12 protein-coding genes are annotated in these 11,358 nt (G+C 70.8%); 6 read left to right on the top strand and 6 right to left on the bottom strand.

The genetic code is table 11. The annotated features are described in order from the left end of the window. Positions 1–2: 2 nt before the first annotated feature. From J9315_RS00285 to J9315_RS00275, 3 genes are all read right to left on the bottom strand, one after another. Positions 3–746, bottom strand: a complete 744-nt coding sequence (locus J9315_RS00285; RefSeq protein WP_249120971.1) for a class I SAM-dependent methyltransferase — start codon at positions 744–746, stop codon at positions 3–5. After that, on the bottom strand, positions 743–1,153 hold the full coding sequence (trxA, locus tag J9315_RS00280; RefSeq protein ID WP_198500046.1) for a thioredoxin: 411 nt from the start codon (positions 1,151–1,153) through the stop codon (positions 743–745). The genes J9315_RS00285 and trxA overlap by 4 nt, the downstream gene beginning before the upstream one ends. 97 nt (positions 1,154–1,250) lie before the next feature. Then, positions 1,251–2,000 carry an ABC transporter permease gene (locus tag J9315_RS00275; RefSeq protein ID WP_198500047.1) on the bottom strand — a complete coding sequence of 250 codons (750 nt, stop codon included), beginning with the start codon at positions 1,998–2,000 and terminating at the stop codon, positions 1,251–1,253. 347 nt (positions 2,001–2,347) lie between these two features. Between J9315_RS00275 and J9315_RS00270 the strand changes: the two genes are divergently transcribed. From J9315_RS00270 to J9315_RS00245, 6 genes are all read left to right on the top strand, one after another. Next, a complete protein-coding gene (locus tag J9315_RS00270; protein WP_137825906.1) occupies positions 2,348–2,551 on the top strand; it encodes a cold-shock protein in 204 nt (67 codons plus the stop codon). A 272-nt stretch (positions 2,552–2,823) separates the two neighbouring features. Next, positions 2,824–4,161, top strand: a complete 1,338-nt coding sequence (locus J9315_RS00265; RefSeq protein ID WP_249120970.1) for an XdhC/CoxI family protein — start codon at positions 2,824–2,826, stop codon at positions 4,159–4,161. Continuing rightward, the gene (locus J9315_RS00260; RefSeq protein WP_211978539.1) at positions 4,152–5,093 is read left to right on the top strand and encodes an FAD binding domain-containing protein; all 942 of its coding nucleotides are present in this window, start codon (positions 4,152–4,154) and stop codon (positions 5,091–5,093) included. Before J9315_RS00265 ends, J9315_RS00260 begins: the two co-directional genes overlap by 10 nt. Further along, a complete protein-coding gene (locus tag J9315_RS00255) occupies positions 5,090–7,960 on the top strand; it encodes a molybdopterin cofactor-binding domain-containing protein (protein ID WP_198500050.1) in 2,871 nt (956 codons plus the stop codon). Before J9315_RS00260 ends, J9315_RS00255 begins: the two co-directional genes overlap by 4 nt. Next, positions 7,957–8,643 (top strand): nucleotidyltransferase family protein, encoded by a 687-nt coding sequence (locus J9315_RS00250; protein ID WP_198500051.1) that lies wholly within the window; start codon positions 7,957–7,959, stop codon positions 8,641–8,643. The genes J9315_RS00255 and J9315_RS00250 overlap by 4 nt, the downstream gene beginning before the upstream one ends. A 47-nt stretch (positions 8,644–8,690) precedes the next feature. Beyond that, entirely contained in the window at positions 8,691–9,365 is a 675-nt protein-coding gene (locus J9315_RS00245; RefSeq protein WP_198500052.1) for an HAD family phosphatase, read from the top strand. 9 nt (positions 9,366–9,374) lie between these two features. On the opposite strand, the gene J9315_RS00240 is transcribed toward J9315_RS00245, so the two are convergent. Genes J9315_RS00240 through J9315_RS00230 form a run of 3 tightly spaced genes read right to left on the bottom strand, consistent with a single transcriptional unit; the run spans position 9,375 to position 11,342 of the window. Beyond that, positions 9,375–9,809, bottom strand: coding sequence for a hypothetical protein (locus J9315_RS00240; protein WP_198500053.1), 435 nt, complete (start codon positions 9,807–9,809; stop codon positions 9,375–9,377). Positions 9,810–9,837: 28 nt separating this feature from the next. Next, complete coding sequence (locus J9315_RS00235; RefSeq protein WP_198500054.1) at positions 9,838–10,617, bottom strand: SDR family oxidoreductase; 780 nt, start codon at positions 10,615–10,617, stop codon at positions 9,838–9,840. Continuing rightward, positions 10,614–11,342 (bottom strand): type 1 glutamine amidotransferase domain-containing protein, encoded by a 729-nt coding sequence (locus J9315_RS00230; protein ID WP_198500055.1) that lies wholly within the window; start codon positions 11,340–11,342, stop codon positions 10,614–10,616. Before J9315_RS00230 ends, J9315_RS00235 begins: the two co-directional genes overlap by 4 nt. Positions 11,343–11,358: the final 16 nt, after the last annotated feature.

Raw genomic sequence — 11,358 nt, 5'->3', positions numbered from 1 at the left:
CATCAGGCCCGGTCACAGGCCGATTCCGCGTCTCGGCGAGAACACACTCCCATGGTCGACTTCCGCCGGCGGTCAGCAGTGTGAAGTCCTCCTCGGGGAGTGCTGAAGTCGCCGTCGAGCCCGTGCTCGTGCCCTGCTTCCCCATGCTCTGAATCCTCGCGGGCTGCCCAGGGCGGAACCGTGGCGTGGGAGATGAGGATGAGCGTCTCGCCGGGACTGACCAGCTCGCCGAGGTGGCGCATGAGGTCCGCACGGGTGTCGGGCAGGCGGGTGTGGAGGAAGCACCCGGTGACGAGGTCGTAGGCGCCGCGGTGGTCGTCTGCGGCGGCCCAGTCGACGAGGTTGGCGACGGCGAAGTCCGCGTCCGCTCCTGCCGTCTCCGCGGCGACCCGGGAGCGGGTGATCGCGGTCGGGGAGAGGTCGATGCCGGCGGCCTGCCAGCCTCGACCGGCGAGCCAGATGGCGTCGGCGCCCTCACCGGAGCCGACGTCGAGACTGCGACCTGGGGTGAGGTCGAGGTCGGTGACGACGTCGACGAGGGCGACGTTGGGACGGCCCGACCAGACCGCCTCGGCGCCGGAGTAGCGGTTCTCCCACTCCTCGACGGAACCGGGCACCTGACCGGACTCGGATGCCTGCCCGGTCTCAGGTGCATGCCCGGACTCGGGTGCCGTGTCGGGGGCGGACACGGACGCGGCCCGGGCATCTGGCCCGGGCCGGTCGGTGCGGCTGTGGTGCTCGGTCACTGTCCCTGACCGGGCGCGCCCTCGGCGGTGGAGTCGGCACCGTCGCCGGCTTCGCGCTTGGCGATCTCGGCGCGGACCTCGTCCATGTCGAGGTCGTTGACGGCGGTGATGACCTGCTCGAGCTGCGGGGCGGCGAGCGCACCGGGCTGAGCGAAGACGACGATGCCGTCGCGGAACGCGACGAGGGTGGGAATCGAGGTGACGTTGAAGAGGCCGGCGAGCTGCTGCTGGTCCTCGGTGTCGATCTTGCCGAAGGCGATGTCGGGATACTGGGTCGAGGCCTGCTCGAAGACCGGGGCGAACTGGCGGCACGGGCCGCACCATTCTGCCCAGAAGTCCAGCAGGACGACGGAGTTGTCGGTGATGGTCTGCTCGAAGTTGTCCTGGGTGATCTCGATCGTAGACATTCGGGCAGTCTAACGACGATTCCTCCACTTTGCCTGCATGTTTCCCTGTCGTCCCGCGCAGCGGGACCCAGGGTCCTCCGCGGCGCAGCGCTGCCGCCTATCCGGCGGGGTCGACGGGTCTGAGGGCCGTGCCCGAGGCGATCTGCGTGGCGAGGACGGCGGTGAGCGCGCCGGCGAGCATGAGGGAGGCGAGGACGACGATCTGGAACTGGGCGGCCTCGAGCGGGGAGGCGCCGCCGAAGAGCGCGCCGACGAAGGCGCCGGGCAGGGTGACGAGGCCGGTGTTCTTCGTCTGGTCGAGGTTGGGCAGGAGGGCCTCGCGGACCGCGATCTGCCGCAGGCGCTTCGTCGCCCGGCGCGGATGCGCTCCCACGGCCAGCCACGCTTCGACCTCACCCCAGCCGCCGCGCAGTTCGCCGTCGTAGCGGCGCATCGCGAGCGTGGCCGCCGTCATCGCATTGCCGGAGACGATGCCGGCGATCGCGATGACCCGCTCGAACTGGAGATCGACGAGACCGAGGGCGAGGACGAGTCCGAGCGTGACGAGGGTGCCGACGACGACGCCGACGACGGCTCCGAGCGGCCCGCGCGGAACTTCGCGGGCCCGGCGCAGCGAGGTCAGCGAGGCGGTCGTGAGCATGAGGCCGATGAACGCCGCGACCGCCCACCACGCGGTGAGCGCACCGGAGAGGAGGAGGGCGACGAGGGCGAGCTGGACGACGGCGCGCACGATCGCGACGACGGGCAGCCAGCCGAGCCCCACCTCGGCGATGCGGAGGATCGTGACCGTGAGGACGACGAGAACGGCGATGCCGGCCAGGAAGGGGAGAACCTCGGGGAGCGTCACCGTCTCAGTGTAGGGCTGAGGCGAGACCCCACGGCCGAATTCGGGCAGGGATCATTGCATCCGATTCGACGCCGGACCGGGACGAATCTCTGATAGACTGGCACCATCGCTTCAACTCCCTCCCTCTTCATTTCGTTCGCGTCCTGTGTCGACGCGTCCCCCAGGTTTTCGTCGGTTCCGCAGCGCACTCGCCTGTGCTCCGACGGGAAGATCACACCTTTGGGCCACCGAGCGATCGGCCCCCGCCGTTCGCAGAGCGGCCGACTGTGTGTGACAAGCCGGATCCACGTCGGATCCGACCATCAAGACCGCTCCGGCGGTCGCAGCTGAATAAGGAAACAAGGAATATGACCACAGGTACCGTGAAATGGTTCAACGCGGAAAAGGGCTACGGATTCATCCAGCCTGACGACGGTTCGGCCGATGTGTTCACGCACTTCTCCGCCATCGAATCGACCGGTTACCGCGAGCTCACCGAGGGCCAGAACGTCGAATTCGAGTCCGAGATGGGACAGAAGGGCCTCCAGGCCACGAGCGTTCGCCCCCTCTGAGCTCAGAGCCCAGAGACTTCTCACCGCGACTGACGCCGCACTGGCGTCGACGGCGGTGAACTGATCGGCAGCGGCCGGTGACAGTGATGACCACTGTCACCGGCCGCTTCGCATTCATCCGGGTACGTGAGCCGCCGCGCTTCTCACAAAGTGGAAACATCCTATTGCCAGGCGGAAAAACTGTGATCTAAGATTCTTCGTACTTGCCTATGGCGAGTTCAAGGTCGAACTTGGGCTATCTACCGGGCGCTGCAGAAAGGACTGGTAGCCCCGTGTTGGATCGCCTCAACGCCTATTCGTCGACCGTGGAATCTCCCGACCGGTGGGCCGTTGCCACCGTCATCGCCGTCTCCGGGTCCGTCCCCCGCCCCATCGGCACGTCGATGGCCGTCCGCGACGACACCCTGACCATCGGATCGATCTCCGGCGGCTGCGTCGAATCGGCGATCGTCGACGCCGCCCTCACCGCGATCACCGGCCAGCGGTCGCTGGTCTGCGAGTTCGGCTTCAGCGACGAGTCCGGACTCTCCGTCGGCCTCATGTGCGGCGGCGACATCAGCGTCCTCATCGAACCGCTCACCTCCCTCGCCGAGGCGGTCACCAGTCTCATCGACTCCGACCGCGACGACGCCGGTGCCCTCATCCGCGAGATCCCCCTCGACGTCGCGATGCGCGGCGGCGAACTCGTCGCACCCGAGCCGCGGGCGGTCCGCGCGCCGCTGCCACCCGTGACGCTCGGCCCCGGCGATCCCCTGCCCCAGGCCTTCGCCGAGGCGGTCGGCACCGCCGCTGCCCCCGTCGCGGAGATCGTGCGCCGCGGCGGCTGCGGGATCGTCGCGGTCCGCGACGAGACCCGACCCGACTGCCCGACCGTGCGCCGGCTCTTCGTCGAATCCCGCCGCCCCCGCGCCCGCGTCCTCATCTACGGCGCCAACGACTTCTCGACCGCGATCGCCCAGGCCGCCTCCTTCCTCGGCCTCCACGTCACGGTCTGCGACGCCCGTCCCGTCTTCGCGACCCGGGCCCGCCACCCCGGCGCGCACGAGGTCGTCGTCGACCGTCCCGGCGAGCACTTCGCCCGCGAGTGCGCGGCCGGCCGCGTCGACTCGCGCACCGCGGTCATCGTGCTCACCCACGACCCGCGCTTCGACCTGCCGGTCCTCGACCGCGCCCTGCGGATGGATCTCGCCTACGTCGGGGCGATGGGGTCGCGGACGACCCACGAGAGGCGAGCGCAGGAACTCGTCCACGGGGGCCTGCCGCAGACCGCGTTCGACGCGCTCCACTCCCCGATCGGCCTCGACATCGGCGCCCGCACCCCGCAGGAGGTCGCCGTCGCCGTCCTCGCCGAACTCATCGCCGTGACGACGGGCCGGGCCACCTCGGCGGGCATCCCCGAACTGCGCCACACGAGCGGACCGATCCACGGGTCCCGCGGCAGCGACAGTGCTGCACCCAACTCCGACCACGGGGCACCCAGCGCCGGCCCACCAGCACCCGGCCCCGACCCCACGACACCCCCACGGGAGGAACCCGCGGCACCCCCGCATCCCCTGCACCGCCTCGGCACTGCGCTCACCCGAGGGGAGGCGATGATCTCATGGATATGAGCTGCGTCGACGAGGTGCTCACCTGCGCCGATCCCGAACGGTGGCAGCCCGGTGACAGCTGGCTGGCCGGGGGCACCGTGCTCTTCTCCTACGGCACCGACATCACCCAGGGCCCGCCGCGGCGCCTGCTCGACATCACCGAGTCCGGCTGGACGCCGACGCTGTGGCGCTGCGACGCCGCCGGTGAGCCCGTCGAGCTCGAGATCGCCGCGACCTGCCTGATCAAGGACATCTTCGAGTTCCGCACGAGCGGTCCGCGCGTGCCCGGCCACGGCGATCGGGCGCTGCCCGGCCTCGATCTCTTCGCCCCGGCGTGCGACTCCTTCGTCGCATCGTGGAAGATCTGGAACGCCTCGACGATCGGCGGCAACGTCGCCACGGGACTGCCCGCCGGCCCGATGATCTCCCTCCTCTCCGGCCTCGACGCCGTCGCCCTCCTGTGGGGTCCGCGCGGGTCGCTGCGGGCCCTGCCCGTGGCCGAACTCGTCGTCGGGGAGGCGCAGACGACGCTCGAGCCCGGGGAGCTCATCCGCAGCTTCCACATCCCGATCGCGGCGCTCACGCAGCCGTGCGCGTTCCGCCGCATCTCCCTGACCGAACGCGGACGCACCGCGGCACTGATCATCGGCCGCCGCCTCGGCGCGGGAGCCCTGCGCTTGGCGATCACCGGGTCGACCCGTCGCCCGCACATCATCGACCTCGGCCCGGACGCCGCGCATGCGGCGACGCATGAGGGACTGCAAGCGGCGATCGACGAGGCGGTCGCCGGGGTCTGGCACGACGACATCCACGGCACCCCGCAGTGGCGGGAGGCGATGACGCACCGCCTCGGCGCGGAGATCCTCACCGAACTGCTCGACCCTGCCGAACCGCACCCGCGCTTCGCCGCGCGCACGACCGGAGACATCACGATGACGAGGAGCACGCGATGACGACGACCGCACACACCCCACCCGCCACCGCGCCAAAGAGGCCGTCGGCCACCGTCGACGGACGCACCGTCGCCGTCTCACCCGAACCCGGCCAGTGCCTGCGCACATGGCTGCGGGAGCAGGGGTCGACCGGGGTGAAGAAGGGCTGCGACGGCGGCGACTGCGGAGCGTGCACCGTCATCGTCGACGACGAGGCGATCCACTCGTGCCTCTATCCCGCCCACCGGATCGCCGGGAAGTCGGTGACGACGATCCAGGGACTCGGCACCCCGGAGGACCTGCACCCGGTGCAGGAGAACTTCCTCGCCGCCGGCGGCTTCCAGTGCGGGTTCTGCACCGCGGGAATGATCTGCACCGTCGCCGCGATGACCGAGGCCGACAAGAAGGACCTGCCGCGCAGTCTCAAGGGCAACGTGTGCCGGTGCACCGGCTACCGGACGATCGAGGATGCCGTGGCCGGCCACCGCAACGTCGACCCCGGATTCCGCGGCATCGGGGCGAACACCGGGGCGCTCGCCGGCCCCGGCGTCGTCACCGGCACCGTCCGGTACACGATGGACATGCAGCCCGACGAGCTGCCCGCACCCCTGCTCCACGGCGCGCTCGTCCACGCGACCCGGGCGCACGCGCGGATCCTCGCCATCGACACGGCGCGGGCGCTCGCCGAACCGGGCGTCATCGCCGTCCTCACCCACGAGGATGCCCCGGCCAAACGGTTCTCGACCGCACAGCACGAGATCGTCGAGGACGACCCCAAGGACACCCGCGTCTTCGACGACGTCGTCCGGTACTACGGACAGCGCGTCGCCGTCGTCGTCGCCGAGACCCAACGGGCGGCCGAACGCGGGGTCCGCCTCGTCGACATCGAATACGAGGACCTGCCGGCGGTCTTCGACGTCGAACTCGCCGACGCCCCCGACGCCCCGGCGATCCACCCCGACGCCGGACCGGACGCGGGCATCGCCCGCCCCGGTGACAACGTCCTCGCCGAGGTCCACCACGAGATCGGCGACGTCGAGGCCGCACTCGCCGCCTCGGCGGTCACCCACGAGGCGACGTACCGCACCCAGCGCCTCTCGCACATGGCGCTCGAGACCCACGGGGCGATCGCGTGGACCGACGACGAAGGCCGATTCGTCGTCCGCAGCAGCACGCAGGTGCCGTTCCTCGTCCGCCGGGCGCTGAGCGAGATCTTCGACCTCGACCCGGATCGGGTGCGGGTCTACTGCGAGCGCGTGGGCGGCGGATTCGGCGGGAAGCAGGAGGTGCTCTGCGAGGACGTCGCCCTGCTCGCATCGATGGCCACCGGTCGGCCCGTGCGCCTCGAGCTCTCCCGCAAGGAGGTCTTCACCGCCACCACCGTCCGCCATCCCTTCCGGATGCGGATGCGCGCCGGCGCCGACGAGACCGGGACGCTGACAGCACTCGCCGTCGACGTCCGGTCGAACACCGGCGCCTACGGCAATCACGGTCCCGGCGTCCTCTTCCACGGGGTCGGGGAGTCGGTGGCCGTCTACAACGCACCGCACAAGAAGGTCGACGCGATGGTCCTCTACACGAACACGATGCCCTCGGGAGCGTTCCGCGGCTACGGGCTGAGCCAGATGATCTTCGCCGTCGAGTCGACGATCACCGCCTTGGCCGACAAGCTCGGCATCGACGAACTCGAGATGCGCCGGAAGAACATCATCGGACCCGCCGACCCCATGCTCAGCGCCCACGACGAACCCGAGGAGGACCTCCTCATCGGCAGCTACGGTCTCGACCAGTGCATCGACCTCGTCAGCTCCGCCCTCGACCGGGGCCGCACCCGCTGGGCCGAGCACGTCGCCGCCGGGCACGGGGAGGACCTCGGCGAGGAGTGGAACATCGGCGAAGGGCACGCGATCGCGATGATCGCCACCGCCCCACCGCGCGGCCACATCGCCCACGCTCACATCACCCTCGGTGAGGGCGGAACGTACGAGCTGCGGGTGGGCACCGCGGAGTTCGGCAACGGCACCTCGACCGTCCACGCGCAGCTCGCCTCGACCCTGCTCGGCACGACGACGGACCGGATCACGCTCCGGCAGTCCGACTCCGATGTCGTCGAACACGACACGGGGGCCTTCGGGTCGACGGGCACGACGATCGCCGGGAAGGCCAACGATCTCGCGACGAAGGACCTCATCGCGCGCCTGCAGGCACTGGCGGCGCCCCACCTCGGCGCCCGGCCCGAGGAGGTCGAGATCGCCGGTGACTTTGCGTGCGTGCGCGTCCCGGCCGACCTCAATGCCCGCTTCGCCCAGGTCGTCGGACCCGCCGGCGGCAGGCGCGCGGTCCACCTCGATGAGCTCCTGCGCGAGTCGCTTGCGACCACCGGGGAGGCCCCGACGGGGTCGGGCTACTGGGGCGGGGAGCCGCGGTCGGTGGCGTTCAACGTCCACGGGTTCCGGGTCGCGGTGAACATGAGCACCGGTGAGGTCCGGATCCTCCAGTCCGTCCACGCCGCCGACGCGGGCGTCGTGATGAACCCCCACCAGTGCCGCGGACAGGTCGAGGGCGGGGTCGCCCAGGCGATCGGGGCCGCCCTCTACGAGCGCATCATCGTCGACGAGGAGACCGGCAGGCCCGTCACCGACATCCTCCGCCAGTACAAGGCCCCGAACTTCGCCGACATCCCCCGCACCGAGGTCCACTTCGCCGACACCCATGACGCCGTCGGACCGCAGGGGGCGAAGTCGATGAGCGAGTCCCCGTTCAATCCGGTCGCTCCCGCACTCGCCAACGCGATCCGCCATGCCACCGGCGTCCACTTCACGACGACCCCTCTGACGAGGGATGCCATCTATGCGGGACTCGCCGAGGCGGGGGTGCTGCAGCGATGAGCGCGACCGTGCCGCACGCGCGCAGGCCCACGACGTCGGGTTCCGGGAGGTCGGCGATGACGGGCCGGGGTGTGGCCCTCATCCTCGCCGCCGGGTCCGGGCACCGGCTCGGGCTCGGCCCGAAGGCGCTGCTGCCGTGGGAGGACTCGGTCCTCGTCGTCCGGGCCGTGAAGGTGGCCGTCGCCGCCGGGCTGAGGCCCGTCGTCACCGCCGGTCCCGGTCGCGGAGAGATCGAAGCCCACCTCGCCGAGGCGGGGCTCGGGGACGTCGCCGTCATCGACGTGCCCGACGCCGAGGTGGGGATGTCCGCATCGTGGCGGGCCGGGATCGCGGCGATCGGTCGGGAGCCGGGGACCACCTCGGCGACCCCGGTCCTCGTCATGCTCGTCGACCAGCCCGGGATCGGTCGGGCGGTCCTCGACCGACTGATCGGCGCGTTCGATCCCGGGCGCATCGCCCGCGCGGCCTGGTTGGGGTTCCCCGGCCACCCCGTGCTCCTGCCGCTCGACCATGCGCGGGCCGCCGTCCGGCGAGCGTGCGGCGACGAAGCGGGACGGGCGTGGCTGCGGGGGCACGCCCACCTCGTCGACCTCGTCGAGTGCTCGGACCTCGGGGACGCCTCCGACATCGACACCCCCGACGATCTGCGGGCATGGCGGGAACGGGAGCCGACGAACCGGTAGCGTGGGAGACCAGACCATCCACCCACCAACGCCGAGGCGGTGCGCCGATGACCGAAGCTTCCCACGACCCGATCCCCGCCGGTGACAGCGGGACCGGGGTCGCCGTTCCCACGACCGTCGTCTTCGACCTCGGTCAGGTCCTCGTCGGATGGGACCAGTCCGGGCCGCTGGCCGACCGGATGAGCCGGGCCGAATGGGACGCCTTCGCCGCCGAAGCCGACTTCGCCGCCCTCAACGTCTCCGCCGACAACGGGGCGACGATCGCCGAGGTGGTGGAGCGGGCGAGCGCGACCGATCCCCGCCACGGGGAGATCGTCGCGACGTACTACGAGCGGTTCGACCGGTCGCTGACCGGTCCGATCCCCGGCATGGCCGAGATCGTCGCCGACCTGGGAGCCGAAGGCGTGCGGCTCCTCGGCCTGTCGAACTGGTCGGCCGAGACCGTCCACTTCGCGCCCGTCGCGGCACCGGCGATCAGCGAGCTCGAGGACATCGTCGTCTCCGGGCGGGAGAAGCTCATCAAACCCGACCCCGCGATCTTCCGCCTCCTCCTCGACCGCTTCGACCTCGATCCTGCGCGCACGGTGTTCGTCGACGACCTCGCGGCCAATGTCGAGGCGGCGCGCGGCCTCGGGCTCATCGGCATCGTCTTCACCGGTGCTCAGGACCTGCGGGCCGACCTCGAGCGGCTCGGCCTCCTCGGCGCCCGCAGCAGCACGTGAGTCGACCGGCTATCCAAGGTCGACGCCCTTCGCCGTCGCGAGCGCCTGGAGCTTCTCGCGGTCGTCGGTCTGCACGCACACCGTCGCCCGCAGCCCTTCGCTCTCGCGTCGCAGCAGGTAGTGCGCGACACTGTCGGTGAGCGGCTCCCCCGCGTCGTCGACGAAGTCCCAGCGCACCTGGACCATGACGAGGTCAGGGGTGAGATGATCCTCGCCGAGGAGGTCGTACCCGACCGAGGCGAGCCCGAGCTGCCGGTAGAGCGGGTAGGACTGCTCGAGCCCCGCGGCCATCGCCTCCCGCGATTCGAGCACCCCGGAGAACGCATCGTCGACGATCATTCCCGGCATCGACCACAGACGGCTCGCCGCCTCGGCGTCGAATTCGCTCAGCGAGCGCGCGTACTCATCGAGGTAGGCGGTGATCTCGGTCGTCTCGATCGTCATGTCCCCACCGTACCTGCGGTGAACAGGTTCACTCCAGTGCCTTCCGGGCGGCCTTGAGCGCGATCCTCCGGGGCAGCAGACCGGCACCGGCGGCGAGCACCTTGTTGCCGAACCCCGAGATGACGCTGCGCGGCTGACGGTGCTCGAGTGCGGCGAAGGCGACCGCGACGACCTGTTCGGGGGTGTCGAAGCGTCCCGTGCCGGCGAAGTCGCTGCCGGCCACGGCGAAGAACTCCGTGTTCGTCGGACCGGGGCTGAGCGCCAGCACCCTCAGCGGAACCGACCGCGTCTCCTCGGCGATCGCCTCGGTGAGGGAGAGGACGTAGGCCTTCGTCGCACCGTACGCGGCCATCCCGGGCGTGGGCTGGTAGGCCGCGGTGCTCGCGATGTTGACGAGCACCCCGGTCAGCTGCGGCAGCAGCGCGCGGGTCAGCCGGGTCAGTGCCACGACGTTGACGGCGAGCATCTCATCGATCCGCTCGGGGGCGGTGTCGGCGAAGGGTTCGGCGATGCCGAACCCGGCGTTGTTGACGAGCGAGTCGACCGCGATGCCCCCGGTGGTGAGATCCGAGAGGAGCCCGTCGACCCCTGCCGCCTCGGCGAGATCATGGACGAGAACATGGGCGGTGATGCGGTGGGCGGTCTCGAGCTCTCGGGCGAGCTCCTCGAGCCGGTCACGGCGGCGGGCGACGAGGACGAGATCGGCACCGCGGGCGGCGAACTGTCGGGCGAACTCCGCCCCGAGGCCCGAGCTCGCGCCGGTGATGAGGACGGTGGTGCCGCGGACGTCGAGTGCGTGCCGACTCACGCCGTCGGCCCCGGTGCCGCGCGTCGGCCGTCGACGTCGGCGATGATCCGGGAGGCGAGCGCCTCGGCGGACGCGGGATTCTGCCCCGAGTAGAGGCTGCCGTCGACGACGATGTGGGGACGCAGCGGAACCACGCCCTTCTCGTAGTGGATCCCGGCGTCCTTGACGGCGTCCTCGAGGAGCCACTTGGCCTTCCACGCGAAGGCGTTGAGACGTTCCTCGACGTTGGACAGTCCCGTCATCGTCCGTCCGGCGAAGGCGTTCGACCCGTCCTCGTTCTTCGCCGCGAGCACGGCGACCGGCGCATGGCAGAGGAGGGCGAGCGGCCTGCCGGAGTCGAGGCGCCGCTTAAGGAGTGCGCCGGAGACCGGATCGACCGCGAGGTCCTCCATCGGGCCGTGCCCTCCGGGGTAGAAGACGACGTCGTAGTCGGCCTCGTCGACGGTGTCGAGGGCGACGGGATGGTCGAGGGCGTCCTTGATCGAGTCGAGGTAGGCGCGGATCTCCCGGCGCTTCTTCGGTCGACCCCCGGCGATGCCGAGGCTGAGCTCGTCGAGCGTCGGAGGCACTCCCCCGGGCGTGGCCACGGTGATGTCCCACCCGGCCTCGGAGAAGAGACGGTAGGGTTCGGCGACCTCCTCGGCCCAGTAGCCGGTGGGATGGACGGTACCGTCCTCAAGCGTCCATCCGGTGGCGGCGGTGATGACGAAGAGAACCGATGTCATGAGGGGACCTTTCCTA

The sequence above is a fragment of the Brevibacterium sp. W7.2 genome, from assembly GCF_018137945.1.
In the GTDB taxonomy this organism is placed as follows: domain Bacteria; phylum Actinomycetota; class Actinomycetes; order Actinomycetales; family Brevibacteriaceae; genus Brevibacterium; species Brevibacterium sanguinis.
The sequence above is the reverse complement of the archived record's forward strand: the minus strand, read 5'-3'. Positions and strand labels throughout refer to the sequence as shown.

Bases quoted from the DNA above. Each gene is read 5' to 3' on its own strand.
- trxA (WP_198500046.1), bottom strand. From the start codon at position 1,153: ATGTCTACGATCGAGATCACCCAGGACAACTTCGAGCAGACCATCACC.
- J9315_RS00270 (WP_137825906.1), top strand. From the start codon at position 2,348: ATGACCACAGGTACCGTGAAATGGTTCAACGCGGAAAAGGGCTACGGA.
- J9315_RS00260 (WP_211978539.1), top strand. From the start codon at position 4,152: ATGGATATGAGCTGCGTCGACGAGGTGCTCACCTGCGCCGATCCCGAA.
- J9315_RS00255 (WP_198500050.1), top strand. From the start codon at position 5,090: ATGACGACGACCGCACACACCCCACCCGCCACCGCGCCAAAGAGGCCG.
- J9315_RS00250 (WP_198500051.1), top strand. From the start codon at position 7,957: ATGAGCGCGACCGTGCCGCACGCGCGCAGGCCCACGACGTCGGGTTCC.
- J9315_RS00245 (WP_198500052.1), top strand. From the start codon at position 8,691: ATGACCGAAGCTTCCCACGACCCGATCCCCGCCGGTGACAGCGGGACC.
- J9315_RS00240 (WP_198500053.1), bottom strand. From the start codon at position 9,809: ATGACGATCGAGACGACCGAGATCACCGCCTACCTCGATGAGTACGCG.
- J9315_RS00230 (WP_198500055.1), bottom strand. From the start codon at position 11,342: ATGACATCGGTTCTCTTCGTCATCACCGCCGCCACCGGATGGACGCTT.